Annotated in this window: 13 protein-coding genes; 3 read left to right on the top strand and 10 right to left on the bottom strand. The window is 73.3% G+C overall.

Annotation, left to right across the window (positions count from 1 at the left end):
- The first annotated feature begins 48 nt into the window (after positions 1 to 48).
- Positions 49 to 822, top strand: coding sequence for a VOC family protein (locus ACF08F_RS31705; protein ID WP_392301968.1), 774 nt, complete (start codon positions 49 to 51; stop codon positions 820 to 822).
- 110 nt (positions 823 to 932) lie between these two features.
- Here ACF08F_RS31705 and ACF08F_RS31700 read toward each other — a convergent pair whose 3' ends face one another.
- The 4 genes from ACF08F_RS31700 to ACF08F_RS31685 all read right to left on the bottom strand — a co-directional run bounded on the left by ACF08F_RS31700 (position 933) and on the right by ACF08F_RS31685 (position 6,946).
- Positions 933 to 2,372 (bottom strand): polysialyltransferase family glycosyltransferase, encoded by a 1,440-nt coding sequence (locus ACF08F_RS31700; RefSeq protein ID WP_392301967.1) that lies wholly within the window; start codon positions 2,370 to 2,372, stop codon positions 933 to 935.
- Positions 2,373 to 2,375: 3 nt separating this feature from the next.
- Complete coding sequence (locus tag ACF08F_RS31695; protein ID WP_392301966.1) at positions 2,376 to 3,341, bottom strand: glycosyltransferase family 2 protein; 966 nt, start codon at positions 3,339 to 3,341, stop codon at positions 2,376 to 2,378.
- Between the two features lie 51 nt (positions 3,342 to 3,392).
- A complete protein-coding gene (locus ACF08F_RS31690; RefSeq protein WP_392301965.1) occupies positions 3,393 to 6,137 on the bottom strand; it encodes a YfhO family protein in 2,745 nt (914 codons plus the stop codon).
- A 161-nt stretch (positions 6,138 to 6,298) separates the two neighbouring features.
- A complete protein-coding gene (locus tag ACF08F_RS31685; protein WP_392301964.1) occupies positions 6,299 to 6,946 on the bottom strand; it encodes an isochorismatase family protein in 648 nt (215 codons plus the stop codon).
- A 185-nt stretch (positions 6,947 to 7,131) separates the two neighbouring features.
- Here ACF08F_RS31685 and ACF08F_RS31680 point away from each other — a divergent pair, with 185 nt between their 5' ends.
- Positions 7,132 to 7,821 (top strand): TetR/AcrR family transcriptional regulator, encoded by a 690-nt coding sequence (locus ACF08F_RS31680; RefSeq protein WP_392301963.1) that lies wholly within the window; start codon positions 7,132 to 7,134, stop codon positions 7,819 to 7,821.
- Positions 7,822 to 7,831: 10 nt separating this feature from the next.
- On the opposite strand, the gene ACF08F_RS31675 is transcribed toward ACF08F_RS31680, so the two are convergent.
- The 4 genes from ACF08F_RS31675 to ACF08F_RS31660 all read right to left on the bottom strand — a co-directional run bounded on the left by ACF08F_RS31675 (position 7,832) and on the right by ACF08F_RS31660 (position 13,544).
- Positions 7,832 to 8,482, bottom strand: a complete 651-nt coding sequence (locus ACF08F_RS31675) for a thymidine kinase (RefSeq protein ID WP_392301962.1) — start codon at positions 8,480 to 8,482, stop codon at positions 7,832 to 7,834.
- Between the two features lie 86 nt (positions 8,483 to 8,568).
- Positions 8,569 to 9,774, bottom strand: a complete 1,206-nt coding sequence (locus tag ACF08F_RS31670; RefSeq protein ID WP_392301961.1) for an alkaline phosphatase family protein — start codon at positions 9,772 to 9,774, stop codon at positions 8,569 to 8,571.
- Positions 9,774 to 10,370, bottom strand: a complete 597-nt coding sequence (locus tag ACF08F_RS31665) for a DUF5998 family protein (RefSeq protein WP_189804644.1) — start codon at positions 10,368 to 10,370, stop codon at positions 9,774 to 9,776. Before ACF08F_RS31665 ends, ACF08F_RS31670 begins: the two co-directional genes overlap by 1 nt.
- Before the next feature lie 96 nt (positions 10,371 to 10,466).
- Entirely contained in the window at positions 10,467 to 13,544 is a 3,078-nt protein-coding gene (locus ACF08F_RS31660; protein WP_392301960.1) for a GNAT family N-acetyltransferase, read from the bottom strand.
- 175 nt (positions 13,545 to 13,719) lie between these two features.
- Here ACF08F_RS31660 and ACF08F_RS31655 point away from each other — a divergent pair, with 175 nt between their 5' ends.
- Positions 13,720 to 14,001 (top strand): HPr family phosphocarrier protein, encoded by a 282-nt coding sequence (locus ACF08F_RS31655; RefSeq protein ID WP_015036698.1) that lies wholly within the window; start codon positions 13,720 to 13,722, stop codon positions 13,999 to 14,001.
- Between the two features lie 231 nt (positions 14,002 to 14,232).
- Here ACF08F_RS31655 and ACF08F_RS31650 read toward each other — a convergent pair whose 3' ends face one another.
- Together ACF08F_RS31650 and ACF08F_RS31645 are read right to left on the bottom strand one after the other, a co-directional pair.
- The gene (locus ACF08F_RS31650) at positions 14,233 to 14,916 is read right to left on the bottom strand and encodes a GntR family transcriptional regulator (protein WP_392301959.1); all 684 of its coding nucleotides are present in this window, start codon (positions 14,914 to 14,916) and stop codon (positions 14,233 to 14,235) included.
- A 251-nt stretch (positions 14,917 to 15,167) separates the two neighbouring features.
- A complete protein-coding gene (locus ACF08F_RS31645; protein ID WP_392301958.1) occupies positions 15,168 to 15,950 on the bottom strand; it encodes a M23 family metallopeptidase in 783 nt (260 codons plus the stop codon).
- Between the last annotated feature and the right edge of the window lie 5 nt (positions 15,951 to 15,955).

Raw genomic sequence — 15,955 nt, 5'->3', positions numbered from 1 at the left:
ATGAGGCACGCGGCACGGCCACGACGATGGTCCGAGGAGAGAGTGACGATGACCGAGGCGACTCGGCGCACACCCGGCACACCCTGCTGGGTGAGCCTGATGGTGCACGGGCTTGACGGGACACAGGAGTTCTACAACGCGCTCTTCGGCTGGGAGTTCCTGCCCGGCCCGCAGCACCTCGGCCCGTACGTCCGGGCGCTGCTCGACGGCGAGGAGGTGGCGGGCATCGGCCAGCTGCCGCCCGACCGGCATCTGCCCATCGCCTGGACCCCCTACCTGGCCACGGACGACGCCGACGAGACCGCCGAGACGATCCGCTGCTGCGGCGGCACGGTCGCGGTCGGCCCGCTGGACGCGGGCGAGGCCGGACGGCTGGCGCTCTGCTCCGACCCGGTCGGCGCGGTCTTCGGCGTCTGGCAGGCGGAGGCGCACCACGGCACGGCGACCGCGGGACCGCCCGGGACCCCCGTGTGGAACGAGCTGCTGACGTACGAGACGTCCTCGGTCGCCAAGTTCTACCGGTCGATCTTCGGCTACGAGGTGGAGCCGGTCGTCTCGGCCGACTTCGACTTCGCCACGCTCCACCTGGACGACCGCCCGGTGGCCTCCCTGCACGGCGTCGGGAACGCGCTGCCCCGGGAGCGGGGCGCCCACTGGATGACGTACTTCGAGGTCGAGGACACGGACGGGGCCGCCCGGCTCGTCGCCGAGCTCGGCGGGCACGTGCTGAAGCCGCCGCGGGAGGGCACGGCGGGGCGGCAGGCCCTGGTGACGGACCCGGAGGGCGCGGTGTTCACGCTCGTCAGGTCCGTCGACCACTGACCGGTACGCGGACCCGGTTCCTCGCTGCCGTCCCCCGCCGCTGTCCCCCGCCACCGTCCCCCGACTGTCCCCCGCCACGGTCCCCCGCCGCTGGTCCCACGGCCTCCGCGTCAGGCCCGGCGGGACCTGGCGAGGCCGCGGCGGAACCGCGAGGCGCCGCCGCCCGTGGCCGCGGCGCTCGCGGTGTCGGCCGTCGGCTCCGGGGCCGTGGGCTCCGGAGCGCCCGGCAGACCGAGCTGGGTCAGCCGCAGTTCCGTGAAGTGGTGCGCGATGCCCGGCTGCGCGTGGTGCTCGGCCAGGAAGCGCGTGGCCTCCTCGCGGAGCCCGGGGTGGCTCTTGTGCCGCATGCAGTAGCCGACGGCCCGCACCAGGGGCGAGAGCGAGGCCGGGGCCGTGCCGGGGACCGCCGCCTCCTCGCCCTCCTCCAGGTCCGCGACCAGGTGGTCGACGACGGTGAGCGGGATGCGGTTGCTGTTCTCGAAGGGGGTGAGCCGTTCGAGGACCTCGACCGTGCCCACGCGGGCGATCGGGATGCCGTAGTACACAGCGGCGGTGAGCATCGCCGTGGAGAAGCAGCCGACGACGAGCCGTGGCCGGCAGCGCTCGTAGAAGGTCTCGGCGAGCAGCGGCCCGTCGAGGACCGTCAGCCGTACGCCGAGCTCCGCCGCCTCCTCGTCGAGGGCCTGGGAGTAGCGGACGGGCGCGGTCGGGTGCGGCTTGAAGACCACCGAGCGGTGTCCGGAGGCCGCCGCGCCGCGCAGCATCCGGACGTGCAGCTCCTCTTCCTCCTCTGCGGTGAGGAGGTTGAGGGCGGCGAGGTACTGGCCGAGGAGGAGGGCCGTCGGCTCGGCCGCGACGGCCCGCGCGATCGGCGAGGCCTCGTCCCTGCCCTCGTCGGCCAGGGATGCTTCGGCGATCTCGGCGAGCACCGCGCGGAAGGCGCTGTCGGGGACGAGCTCGGGCTCGACCGCGTACTCGCTGAGGAGCAGCGGCCGCAGCCCGGGGACGAGGTCGAGGTGGAGGACGCGGCGGATGCGGATGGCGATCGACTGGGCGAGGTCGGAGCGCGTCGGGCCGTAGCTCATGAGGCCGTCCGCGTAGACGTCGACCGAGCTCTCGGGGAAGGCGGCGGCGAGGGCCTTGGCCGGGTTGACCTGGATCGATTCGACGATCAGCTCGACCCGGGCGGTGCCGAGGTCCCAGGCGGTCCGGAGCACGCGCTGCCAGAGCGGGGCCTCCTCGGGCCGGGGCGCCCAGGCGGCGGGGTGGTACGGGTGGATCGTCTCGTTCCAGTCGAGCGTGCCGTCGAAGCGGGCGGCGATCCGCTCGTATCCGGTCATCGTCTCCAGGCGCAGGGCGGTCTCCGGGATCTCGGCGTTGTGCGAGATCAGCAGGAGGCGGCGGGCGTCCTCGCGGGGGCCGAACTGTCCGGCGTCGAGCGCGGCCGCGAGCGTGGCCGCTCCGTAGAGGGTGGACACCTGGAAGATCTGCACGAGGCGGGTGTCGGCGGCCGGGCCCGAGGCCATGGCGGGGTGCGTGTCGAGGGCCATGGGTCAGACGGTCCTTCCGGTTTCGCGCAGGCTCCGGAGGAGGGTGCTGCGCGGGGTGTCCATGGTGGTGAGGGTCTCGTCGAGGACCTGCTGCGGCATGCGGCGCAGGGCGTCGCCGACGTCGGTGCGCAGCCGTGCGGCGACCTCGGGCTCGTACTTCCCGACCTTGCCCATGTGGAAGGCGATCATCGCGCAGTAGGTGCGGACGGCCTTCGGCAGGAACCGGTCGGCCTCGGCGTCCCGGGAGACGTCGTCGAGCAGGAGGTCGTACGAGGTGATGAAGTCCAGCTGTCGGTTGTCGGTGATCTGGGTGAGCGAGGTGGTGACTCCTCGCCGGTAGAAGACACCGTGCAGGGAAAGCGCCGCGAAAGTCCTGGCCTTGAGGTGGAGCCGCCAGACCCAGAGGCGGTCCTCGGCCGTTTTCAGGGAGGTCTCGAAACGCGAGGCGCCGTTCTCGAAGAGCCGTCCGCTGTAAATGCCGAAGGGGACGAAGGGATAGTCGACCATCGTCACCATGCTGGCGGGCGAGATTCCGTCCCGGGGGTCCATCACCGCGTCGCGGACCTTGGCGGGGGCGTAGCGGATCTGCCGCTTCCGGCCCTCCGCGAGGACATGGTCGGTACGGGCGAAATCGCAGCCCAGACGGGAGATTCCGGCCACGGCTGCGCTCAGGTGTCCGGGCGCGTACCAGTCGTCGCCGTCCAGGAAGGTGAGGTAGTCGCCCTTCGCCGCGTCGATTCCCGTGTTGCGCGCCTGGGCGACGCCGAGATTCGTCTCGTGCCGGATGACGGTGGCGTTCGGGAGGCGGTCGCGCCAGCGGTCCAGGATTTCCGGGGTGTCGTCCGTCGAGCAGTCGTCGACCAGCAGGAACTCGAATTCCGGGTTCGCGTTGTTCGCCAGACTGCGCAGGGTGTCGGGCGCATAGGGCCCGACATTGTGGAACGGGACGACGACGGACAGCTTTGGCACTCGGAATCCCCACACTGAATCGAACAATCAAACGCCGGTACGGCGGGCAGATTAGCCGTCCACTTTTCCGGCCGAACGATCCGCGGGTGCACTCCGGGTGAACTCTTGTCGTCTCCGGTGGAAACCCGCCGTCGCGGCCAGCGCGAGGAGCGCGGCCGCCCCCACGGCGCCGCCGAGACGGAGCCCCGGAGGCCGGAAGGAGCAGCTGACCGTGGTCGCCCGCCCGTCGAGGGGGACGGCGACGAGCCCCTGGTAGGCGCGGGCGGGTACGGCTTCCGCGCCGCCCGCGGCGCAGCGCCAGCCGGAGATGCGGGGTGCGGCGAGGACGGCGAGGCCCCTGCTGCCCGGGGGGAGTTCGGCGGTGACGCCGTGCCCGTCGGCGCTCACGCGGGTGGCGCCTTCGGCGGTGAGCCGGCGTACGGCGGAGTCGAGCCGGGCCCGGACGAGGCAGCCGACGGACTGGCGGGGCAGTCTGATCCTCGCCTTCCCGGCCTTGCCGGGCAGCAGGTCGATGCTCACCTCGCCGGAGGCCGGCACGGTCCCGAGGGCCTGCATGGGCGCGCGTACGGCGGGCGGTCTGCCGTCGAAGTCGACGGCGCGCGTCCCCTCCCCCGCGGATACGGCGCCTGTCCCCTCCCCCGCGGATACGGCGCCTGTCCCCTCCCCCGCGGGTACGGCGCTCGCTCCCTCCCCCGCGAGGGTCGCCGAGCCCATGTACTCGGGAGCCCAGAGCCAGACCTCGGAGCCGGCCGGGCAGCGGGCGGTGAGGGTGCGTCCGGTGCGGCGCGTGTCCCGTGGCAGCTCGTACACCGGGGAGCCGAGGAGGAGTTCCTGGCGCACGAAGGCGGAGTCCCCCGGGCGCGGGGCACGCGCCGGGCGGACGCGGACCGTCACCAGGGGCGGTACGGGGGTCGTGGTGGCGGTGACCTCGGCGCGGGGCCGGACGTCCTGGCGTACCGGCTCCGTGGGCTCCGAGCGGAGCCGGGTGCCGATGGAGAAGAGGGCGTCGGTCACGGGGTTGTCGAGGGTGACCGGGTGCCGGCCCTTGGCGTAGTGGCCGAAGCCCAGGGAGGCGAGGGTGGCGGAGGTCGTGTCGGCGGTGAGGCTGCTGTAGTAGTCGGCGCCCTGGCCTCCGACGAGCAGGACGTCGTTGCCGCCGGGCACCTCTCCGGGGTCCGTGCGGTGGCGGGGCCAGGCGTCGGCGCGCGCGACCTCGCGGGCGGCGGAGGCGTGCCAGGGGCCGGTCAGGGGCGACCAGGAGACCTCGCTCCGCTGCTGTTCCTCGATCCGCTTCCCGGTGACGACCGTCTCGCCGGCCTGGGCGGCGACGAAGAGGGCGACGGCCACTGCGGAGAGGACGGGGAGGGCGGTGAGCGAGCGGGGGGCGGGGCCGGCGGTGAGGGCGCGGGGGGCGGGGCCGGCGGAAGTCTTCCGGCGGGCGTCCCGCCCGGCGAGGAGGGCCGCCGCGAGCGTGAGGGCCGCGGCGGTGAGAAACGCGGGGTAGGTCCAGTCGTCGATCTCGACGCTGCCCCCGGCGGCCCACGCCAGAGCTCCGAGCAGTGTGCCGCTCGCGAGGAGCGCGGGCGGCCGGGGCACTCCGCGGGCGACGGACAGCCAGGCGGCGATCAGCAGGAGGCCGCTCAGGACGAAGGTCTGACGGTACGGATTGCCGTTGGGCGAGGCGCCCGCGTGCCAGAGGAGATGGGTGGGCTCCCACTGGAGGGAGAGCGCCACGAGGACGACCGCCGCCGTCCAGGCGGCCCGGACGCGCGGGGCGACGGCCCGGTTGAACGGCAGGGTCAGGGCGAGGGCGAGGGCGGGCGTGCCGATGAAGAGGGCCGGGCTGGTGACGCCCGCGGTGGCGGGCAGGAACCGGGCGAGGAGATCCGTCCAGGCGGCCGGGGCGAAGGTGGTCACGGGGGTCGGGTCGGCGACCTTGGTGCCGAGGAAGACGACCACGACGAGCGGCGCGGCGAGCCCGACGCCGATGAGCACGCTGCGCGCGGCGCGGAGGACCACGGCGATCCGCTGCCGGGAGGTCGCGGTCTGGTCCGAGGTGAGGAGCCTGACGGCCAGGAAGACGGCCGCGCCGAGGGTGGCCATGTAGGCGGTGTAGAAGTTGGAGATCCAGGCCAGGGCGACGACGACGGGCCCGAGGACGGGCCGGCGGCCGGTGCGGGCCCACTCGGCGACGAGGCAGAGCAGCGGGAAGGCGAGCAGCCCGTCGAGCCACATCGGGACGGTGGCGCCGTGGTTCAGGGTCCAGCCGGAGAGGGCGTACGCGGTGCCGAGTGCGGCGGCGAGGGGCCAGGGGCCGGACCGCAGCCGCACGAGCAGCAGCGCCGCCGCGCCGCCCGCGGCGCTGATCTTGGCGGCCGTGACGACGTACAGCGCGAGCTCGATCCGGTCCGCCGGGAAGGCGACGACCAGCAGGTCGAAGGGGCTGCTCAGGTAGGTACCGATGTCGCCGAGGAAGTTGGACCCGAAGCCGGAGTTCCAGTTGAGGAAGGCGTCGCCGTGCGTCGCGCCGAGGAGGAGGGCGCGCCAGTACGCGTGGAAGGGCAGGTACTGCTGGCCGAGGTCGACGACGTTCCTGGTCACGGGCCCGAAGGGGTACGTGCGGGACAGCGCTGTCGCGAGACAGAGCAGCAGGGCGGTGAGCAGGGAGGCCGCGAGCGGGGCGGCGACGGCCGGGGCCGGCCGGCGCCACGGCCGGGGCCCCGGCCGGCGCCGGGTCCCGCCGCCCCCCTCCTCGCCGTCGACCTCGTCCAGCACGGTCTCGGCGGCGGGGGGCACACGTCCTCCAGGGGGCGCACGGGGCGGGAACGCCCGGAGGCGGAGTCGTCACGGGCCGACCGCCATTACCGCCGAGGCGGGCGACCCGTAACCGATCATCAGGCGGTTTTCCGGTACACCCCGGGTGAACTCCCGGTGCGACCGGACCGGGCGCCGGTGGGTCAGCCGACCCTCGCCGGGGCCTTGAGCTCGTCGACCGTGCGGGCCACGAGCTCGTCGACCGTGCGGGCGACGGTGCCGAAGAGGTCGGTGACCGTGGTCAGGCTCGCGGTCCGGAGGGCCGCCGACGGGACGACGGTGCCGTCCGGTGCCGCCAGGGGGCGGGTGGCGGTGGCCTCGGCGACCACGGTCGGGCGGTAGCCGAGGTTGAAGGCGCCCTGCGCGGTGAAGAGGACGCACATGTGCGTCATGAACCCGGCGATGACCAGGTCGGCGCCGGCCCCGGCGCCGAGGCCCTTCAGGGTCTCCTCCAGGTCCGTGGCGTGGAAGGCGTTCGGGAACTGCTTGACGACGACCTTCTCGCCCTCGACCGGGGCGACTTCGGTGCTGATCGAGCCGATCTCGGCCCGGATGTCGTAGGGAGTGCCCTCGCCGCCGTCGTTCACGACGTGCACGACGGGCGTGCCGGCCGCTCGGGCGGCGGCGAGCAGCCGGGCGCCGGCGGCCACGGCCTCCTCGGCCCCGTCGAGCAGCATGACGCCGGTGCGGTAGGTGTTCTGGAAGTCGATCATGATCAGCGCGGACTCGGCCAGGCACGGAAGGTCCTGGGGCAGGCCGGTCACGTCACGCAGGGTGGTGGACGCGGTCATGACGGGTTCCTTTCGGTTCGCTCGGTTGCTCACGGGGTGAGGAACCCCCCGGATGTTCATCACGCTAACACATCGCGTAATCAATGATTACACGAACGATGGCAGGATTCCGCGCTGACGGCCTCGCGCACCCCGGGAGGCACAAACCCCCAGGTCCTGGCGTTAGCGCTGTTATCGTGGGAGCCATGTCGACGGCACGAGAGCGCATCCTGGAAGCCACCGAGGAACTGCTCGCCGGCAAGGACGCCCTGGCCATCTCGACCCGGGCCATCTGCGACCGGGCGAAGGTCGGCATGCCGGAGATCTACCGCCAGTTCGGGGACAAGCAGGGACTGCTCACGGCCGTCGCCGACATCGGATTCGAGCGTTTCCTCGCCGCCAAGAGGCGCAATCCGCTCACCGACGACCCCGTGGCGGACCTGCGGACGGCCTGGGACAGCCACGTCGCGTTCGCGCTGCGCAATCCCCACCTGTACCGCCTGATGTTCACGCCGACGGGCGATGCCAAGCCCCAGGCGATCAAGGAGGCGCAGGCCATCCTGCTGACGGCCGTGGAGCGCTGCCGGGACGCCGGACGGCTGCGCACGGCCCCCGAGCTGGCCGGGCAGGCGATCCTCTCCGCCAACGTGGGCGTGTGCATGATGGCGCTGTCGTTCCCCGAGCTGTTCACGGGCGACGAGATCTCGCGGACGGTGCGCGACGCCGTCATCGGCAAGGCCACCGGGGACGAGCGCGAGGACTCCCGGATCGGTACGGCGACGGTCCTCGCCCAGGCACTGGTCGGCACCCTCACGGGCACCTCACCCGTCGACGGCGCCGCGCTCGGCCACCTGGTCCGCGCGCTGAACCCGCCGGTCACGCCCCCGGAGGCGTAAGGGAGTCCGGTCAGGCGTTGTTGACCGGCAGGACGTCGGGCGAGAGCGCGCCCGCCCGCGCCGCGGACGAGGTCATGAGACGGCGGTGGTGACGGCGGCAGAGCACCTCGTAACCCACCTCCCCCGCCGGGCGGTTCACGTCGCCGACCACCACCTGGGCGCCCTCGACGACCATCTCGCCGCCCACCGTACGGGCGTTGTGCGTGGCCCTGGCCCCGCACCAGCACAGCGCCTCGACCTGGAGCTGCTCGATCCGGTCCGCCAGCTCGATCAGCCGCTGCGAACCGGGGAAGAGCTTGGTCCGGAAGTCGGTGGTGATGCCGAAGGCGAAGACGTCCAGGCCGAGGTCGTCGACGATACGGGCGAGCTGGTCGATCTGCTCCGGCGCGAGGAACTGCGCCTCGTCGACGATCACGTAGTCGGCCTTGCCGCCCTGCGACAGCTGACCGACGAGGTACGCGTACAGGTCCATCCCCTGCGGGGCCTCGACCGCCTCCGTCACCAGGCCGAGCCGGGAGGACAGCTTGCCCTCGCCCGCCCGGTCGTCACGGGTGAAGATCACGCCCTGGAGCCCGCGCGCGTCGCGGTTGTGCGCGATCTGGAGGGCCAGGGTGCTCTTCCCGCAGTCCATGGTTCCGGAGAAGAAGACCAGCTCGGGCATGACGGGTCGGGGACCTTTCAGGTCGTGGGGGGTGGGCCGTGGGAGTCGGCGTGGGGCGGCGGAGGGTCGGGCGGGGCGGCGGGCGTTCAGGAACGGACTTCGAGCAGTGGGACGAGCTGCTCGGCGGGGGTCATGGACCCGTGCATGCCGGCCATCGCCGACTCGTGGGGCTCGTTGACGGACGCGGTGATCGCGACGTCGTCGTGGGCCGCGGCGACCACGTCGCCGATCCTGCCGTACACCCGGTCGTCGATCTCGTCGCCGAACCAGCCCAGGGCGATGGCCTCGTCCCGGCTCGCCACCCAGAACTGCTCGCCGATCACCTCGCGCCAGCAGGTGAGGACGTCCGCCTCGGCGCCGGGGACCGCGTACACATGACGGGCACGGCCCTCGCCGCCGAGCAGGGCCACGCCCGCGCGCAGCTCCCAGTCCTCGTCGAAGTCGATGCGGTGCTGCTCGTCGAAGGGGATGTCCACCATGCCGTGGTCGGCCGTGACGTACAGCGCGGAGCGCGCCGGCAGCTGCTCCGCGAGGCGCTGCACGAGCCGGTCCACGAACATGAGCTGTCCGCGCCAGGCGTCGGAGTCGATGCCGAAGCGGTGGCCCGCGCCGTCGAGTTCGCTGTAGTACGTGTAGACCAGCGAGCGGTCGCCGGCGGCGAGCTGCTCGGCGGCGAAGTCCATGCGCTCCTCGCCGCTGAGCCGGCCGTGGAACGTTCCGCCGCTGAGCGCGACCTGGGTGAGCGGGGTCTGCTCGAAGATCGGGGACGACACCTGCGCGGTGTGGATCCCGGCCGCGTGCGCGAGCTGGAAGACGGTGGGGTACGGCTGCCAGACGCGCGGCTCGGTCCACGGCCGCCAGCGCAGCTGGTTCATCAGCTCGCCGGTGTCGGGGTTGCGCACGGTGTAGCCCGGCAGCCCGTGCGTACCGGGGTAGCGGCCGGTGCCGACCGAGGCGAGCGAGGTCGCGGTGGTGGCGGGGAAGCCGGCGGTGATCGGGCGGCCGGTGGCGCCGCGCGAGGAGCCGATGAGCGAGGTCAGGTACGGGGCCTCGTCCGGATGGGCCTTGATCTGCTCCCAGCCGAGCCCGTCGATCAGGAAGACGCAGTTCCGGTCGGCCGGAGTCAGCTCGGCGATCCTCGGGTCGAAGCCGGGCACGCCCTGCGCGGCGACGAGCGTCGGGAGCAGGTCGCCGAGGGAGCCGGAGGTGTACTCGGGCACCGGCGCGGTGTCCGGGGACAGCGGGACCGGGTCGTCGGGCCAGCCGTGGGTCACGGCGGCGGGCTGGACCATCAGCGCGTGGGGGCGGCGGTGGCCGCGATCGCTTCGGAGAGCGCCTGGGCGAAGGCCAGGGTCTGCCGGACGGTGTCCGGACCGTCGCCGGCCTCGCTCACCCGCAGGCTGAGGTCGTCGGCGGTGGCGTTGCCCGTGTAGCCGTGGTCGGCGTCACAGTTGGCGTCGCCGCAGGCGGCGGGCTCCAGGTCGATGCGGGAGACGGCGCCCCAGCCGATGGTGAGCACCACCTCGCGGGGCAGCGTGCCCGGCGTGTACGACTCGGGGTTGGCGACGACCCGGCTGACGACGACCGAGGAGATCCGGTCGAGCTTCACGGACTCGGTGGAGGTCGTGGCGTACGGGGTCGGGGAACTGGTGTCGGCGGCCTGCTCGTCGGTGTGGCTCACGATGAAGCGGTGCGGCGTGAGGACCAGGACGGTGACGTGGCGCCGGACCTCGTTCGCGTCGAAGGTGGTCTCCTGGTGCACCACGTACGACGCCACGGCCTCGCCGCCGACGGCGGCCTCCACCGCCTCGGCCACGAGGGCCGGGTAGTAGCCGCTGCGCTCGATCGCCGCGCGCAGCCCCTGGGTCGTCGTACCGCTCTTCGCCATGGACTCCATCCTACGGGGCCGCGGACCCCCTCAGATCCTCGATAACCCGGCGGACACGGCACTCGTCCCCGACGACCCGGCGGACGGTGCGGGTCCTCAGTAACTCGGCAGGCGGCGCGGGCCGAGGTCGGTGCGGGGCGGGGGCGGGGCCAGGCGGACGGTGGCCCCGAGGACGGACAGTCCGCGCGGGGCCACGACGACCGGCTCCAGTGAGACCGCCACCACCTCCGGGTGGTCGTCGACGAGCCGGGACACCCTGAGCAGCAGCTCCTCCAGGGCCGGGGTGTCGACCGGGGCGGAGCCCCGCCAGCCGAACAGCAGCGGGGCGGTGCGGATGGAGCGTACGAGCTCGGCGGCGTCCCGGTCGGTGGCCGGGACCAGCCGGTGGGCCGTGTCGCCGAGGAGCTCGGAGGCCGCGCCGGAGAGCCCGAAGGAGAGGACGGCTCCGACGGCCGGGTCGATGGCGGAGCGGACGAGGGTGTCGACGCCCCGGGGCACCATCGCCTGGACGACGGGCTGGAGCTCCTCCGGCTTGCCGAGGACCTCGGTCAGCTCGGCGTAGGCGGTGCGGAGCTGCTCCTCGGTGGCCAGGTCCAGCCGGACGCCGCCGAGGTCGGGGCGGTGGCGCAGATGGGGCGCGGTCGTCTTGAGCGCGACGGGGTAGCCGAGCCGGCGGGCGGCGGCGACGGCCTCGTCGGGGGCGGGCGCGGGGAGGGTGGGCAGGACCGTGATCCCGTACCACGAGAGCAACTCCCCGGCGTCCGCGGTGTCGAGGGTCACACCGCGCGTGTCCCCGTCGCCGCCGGCGCCGAGCACCCGCTCGATGAGGGCGGCGGCTCCCGACTCGTCGATGTCCTCGTACTCGGGCACCCGCCCGGGCTCGGCGGCCTGCCGCCGCCACTGCCCGTACCGGACGGCCTCGGCCAGCGCCCGCACGGCGCGCTCGGCGGCGGGGTAGGCGGGGATGGTGGCCTGGGGCCCGGGGATCTGGAGGCCGGGGGCCTGGGATCCGGCGGCCTGGGGTCCCGGGGCCTGGGGTCCCGGGGCCTGGGGTCCCGGGGCCTGGGGTCCCGGGGCCTGGGGTCCCGGGGCCTGAGCGGTTGCGGCTTGGGGGGTGGTCGCTCGGGGGGCCTCGGTCGGCGCGGTGGTGGGCTGCGCCGGGTGCCCTGCGCTCGCGGGGGGTGCGGTGGGGGTGGTGGTGCCGGCCGGGGCGGGGGGTGACGCGGACGGCGGAGTCGTACGGGTCGCCGCCGACGCCGGCCGGGTGCTCGTCGCGACCGCGAGGGCCTCCGCCAGGCCGCCCATCTCGACGTGGACGACGACGACGGGCTTCGCCGGGGCGGGCACGGACGCGACGGCCTCGCGCAGGGAGGCCGCGAGGACCTCCCCGTCACCGGACTCGGTGGCGCCGTTCTCCCCGACCCAGGGGATCGCGTTCACCACGACCGCGTCGGACGTCTCGTCCGCGAGCGCCGCCGCGAGCGCGTCCCGGAAGTCCGCCGGGCCCGCGGCCGTCGTCAGGTCGAGCGGGCGCAGCGGGCGCAGCCCCTCGGTCAGACAGGCGTCGTACGTGAGGAGGCCGAGCGACTCGGAGTTGCCGAGGATGGCGACCCTCGGCCCGGCGGGCAGCGGCTGGGCGGCGAGGAGCAGTCCGGCGTCCACGAGTTCGGTGACGGTGTCGACGCGGATCACCCCGGCCTGGCGCAGCAGCGCGGAGACCGTGGCGTGCGGGATGCGGGTGACGGGCACCCGGTGGCCGGGCGGCGCGCTGCCGCTGTGCCGGGCTCCCTTGACGACCACGACCGGCTTGACCGCGGCGGTGCGCCGGGCCAGCCGGGTGAACTTCCGGGGGTTGCCGATCGACTCCAGGTAGAGGAGGACGACGTCCGTGCCCGGGTCGTCGTACCAGTGCTGGAGGAAGTCGTTGCCGGACACGTCCGCGCGGTTCCCGGCCGAGATGAAGGAGGAGAGCCCCGCGCCGTGCCGGTGGAGACCGGCGAGGAGGGCGATCCCGATCGCGCCGGACTGGGTGAAGAGTCCGATCCGGCCCGCGGCCGGCATGTGGGGGGCGAGGGAGGCGTTGAGCCGGACGTCCTCGGAGGTGTTGATGATCCCGAAGGCGTTGGGGCCGATGATCCGCATCCCGTACGAGCGGGCCTGCCGTACGAGCTGGCGCTGCCTCTCCCGGCCGGCCGGGCCGCTCTCGGCGTATCCGGCGGAGAGGACGACGAGGCCGAGCACGCCGTGCTCGCCGCAGTCGGCGACGACCTCCGGCACGCGCTCGGCGGGGACGGCGACGATCGCCAGGTCCACGGGCTCGCCGATGGCCGCCACGGAGGGGTGGGCCGGGACGCCGTCGAGCTCCGCGGGGCCGTCGGTGAGCGCGGCGTTCACCGCGTGGACGCGGCCGGTGAAGCCGGCGCCGAGGAGGTTGCGGAGGACGGTCCGGCCGACGCCGCCGGGGGTGCGGCCGACGCCGACGACGGCGACGGAGCGGGGGTTGAGGAGCCGCTGGACGGACCGGGCCTCCGCGCGCTGTTCCCGCGCGCGCTGGACGGCGAGGGAGCGGTCGGTCGGTTCGAGGTCGAGGTGGAGCCGGACGGAGCCGTCCTCGAAGCTCCGCTTCTGGGTGTAGCCCGCGTCGGTGAAGACCTTGATCATCTTGTTGTTGGCGGGGAGCACCTCGGCGGCGAACCGCCGGATGTCCCGCTCGCGCGCGACCGCCGCGATGTGTTCGAGGAGGGCCGAGGCGACTCCGCGCCCCTGGTGGGCGTCCTGGACGAGGAAGGCGACCTCGGCCTCGTCGGCCGGGTGCGAGGCGGGCATGCCGCGTTCGTCGATGCGGTCGTAGCGGACGGTGGCGATGAACTCGCCGCCCACGGTAGCGGCGAGGCCCACCCGGTCGACGAAGTCGTGGTGGGTGAAGCGGTGGACGTCCTTGGCGGAGAGCCGCGGGTAGGGCGCGAAGAAGCGGTAGTACTTCGACTCGTCCGAGACCTGCTCGTAGAAGCTGACCAGCCGGTCGGCGTCGTCGGCCGTGATCGGCCTGATGCGCGCGGTGCCGCCGTCCCGGAGCACCACGTCCGCCTCCCAGTGGTCGGGATAGGCGTGCTCCGGTGGTGCCGGTGGTGCCGGTCGATCCGCCGCTTCCGACTGCTCCGACGCGCTCTGCATGGGGCCAGCCTACGGCCGGTGCACGGCACGGGCACCGGTCGCGCGGCGGGTGCCTGCCGTGCAAGGTGGGGAGGGCCGAAGGACGGTGCGGTCCGGGCCGAAGGTCGGTAGGAGCACCGCGCATCCCGTGAGAGACTGGTCTAGACAACCCGCTTGAGACTTGAAGGGCAACACCATGGCTGAGCGCCGCGTCAACGTCGGCTGGGCCGAGGGCCTCCACGCCCGCCCCGCGTCCATCTTCGTCCGTGCCGCCACGGCTTCCGGCGTTCCGGTGACGATCGCCAAGTCCGACGGCACCCCCGTGAACGCCGCCTCGATGCTCGCGGTGCTCGGCCTGGGCGCGCAGGGCGGCGAGGAGATCGTCCTGGCCTCCGAGGCCGACGGCGCCGAGGCCGCGCTGGACCGCCTCGCGAAGCTGGTGGCCGAGGGTCTCGACGAGCTCCCCGAGACCGTCTGACCCCGCCTTCCCGTACGACGAGAACCGCGGCTGCCGGAATCCCGGCGGCCGCGGTTCTCGCGTTTCCGGGGCCGGATTTCCGAGCCGGATTCCCGAACCGGATTCCCGAGGATTCCCGAGGGATCTCGACCCGGTTTCCGGATCCTGCGTTTCCCGGGCCGACTTCCGCGTAATTCCGGGCAGCGCGAAGCAGCTCCGTCGAATTCCTCTTCTTTGTATACGGTGCGCGCGTTAATTCTGACCGCTCGCCGTGTTGACGACATGTTGCGAAACCCTCACACGGCCGCGCTCCGACCCTTTGAGCCGGTGCAGTGCCAGCGAGCGCTCCGCGTGCAGCGCCGTCAGCGCCCTGGCCCGCTCCGCGTCGCCGCGCGCGACGGCGTCCACGATGGCGCCGTGCTCGGACCAGGCCTCCACGGGGTGGGCCGGCTGCTCGACGGCGTACATCCAGGTGATCTTGTGCCGGAGCTGGGTGAGCAGGGCCGTCAGAGCCGGGCTGCCGGAGGCCTGTGCCAGCGTCTCGTGGAACCAGCCGCCGAGCGAGCGCAGATCCTCCCCCTGGCCGCGCCTGGCCCGCTCCTGGCCCAGCCTGACCAGGCCGCGCAGCACCTTCAGATGGGCCTCGGTGCGGCGCTGCGCGGCGCGGGCGGCGCCGAGCGGTTCGAGCAGGGCCCGCATGTCGAGGAGATCGGCCGCCTCCTGCTCGGTGGGCTCGGCGACATGGGCGCCGGCGTGCCGGCGGGTGACGACGAAACCCTCGGACTCCAGGGTGCGCAGGGCCTCGCGGACCGGGACACGGGAGACCCCGTAGCGACGGGCGAGCTGCTCCTCGGTCAGCCGCCCACCCCGCTCGAAGACACCGGAGACGATGTCGTCCCGGATCGCCGTGCACACCGATTGCGCGGGAACGCGCATGTCCGACCTCCGCCTTTGGTCCGCGAGAGACAATTCGGGTGACGCCTGTTCTGCGTCCGTCCCGTGCTCTTCGTGTGCTCGTCCCGTACTCGTTCCGAGCCTGTTCCGAGCTTGTTCCGTGACTCTATTGCAGCGGGCCGGAATTTCCGATGCCCGCATGGAATCCAGGCTCATACATTTCGGTCGCCCGGTCGACGAAAAAGCCCCGGCTCAGTACGAGCCGGGGCTTTTGCGACGCGATCGACGTGGTGTCAGAGGCTGACGCCGCGGGCGCGGAGGTAGGAGATCGGGTTCAGGTCCGAGCCGTAGTCGGATCCCGTGCGTGCCTCGAAGTGGAGGTGCGGGCCGGTCGAGTTGCCGGACGAGCCGGAGACGCCTATCTGCTGACCCGGCTCGACGGTCTGGCCGACGTAGACCCCGATGGACGAGAGGTGACCGTACTGGGTGTACGTGCCGTCGTTCATCCGGATGACGATGTTGTTGCCGTACGCGCCGCCCCAGCCGGCCTCGACGACGGTGCCGGAGCCGACGGAGACGACCGAGCTGCCGTAGGAGGCGTGGAAGTCGATGCCGGAGTGGCTGCCGGAGGACCAGAGCGAGCCGCCGGTCTTGTAGCCGGTGGTCACGTACGAGCCGGCCACGGGGAGCTGGAAGGAGTTGAGGCGGCGGCGCTCGGCCTCGCGGGCGGCGCGCTCGCGCTCCTCGCGGACCTCCTTGGCGCGGGCCTCGGCCTTGCGCTTCGCCTCGGCGCGGGCCTCCGCCTGGGCCTTCTCCTTGGCGACGGCCTCGAAGGCCTCCTGCTCCTGGGCGGCGGCCTGGGCGTCGATCCGGTCCGCGATCGAGTCCTCGGTGATCACCTTGATGCGGCCGGTGTCCTCGGCGGAGCGGTTGTCCGCGTCGGCAGCGAGCGCCGGGGAGGCGAGGGTTCCGATGACGCCGGTGGTGGCGAGCGTCGCGACGCCGGCGATGCCCACGCTGCGGCGCGCCATCCGGCTCGGACCACGATGCTTCCCGGTGGCACGGGTGAACGCCATGTAGA

Source organism: Streptomyces sp. NPDC015130 (genome assembly GCF_043080005.1).
In the GTDB taxonomy this organism is placed as follows: domain Bacteria; phylum Actinomycetota; class Actinomycetes; order Streptomycetales; family Streptomycetaceae; genus Streptomyces.
The sequence above is the reverse complement of the archived record's forward strand: the minus strand, read 5'-3'. Positions and strand labels throughout refer to the sequence as shown.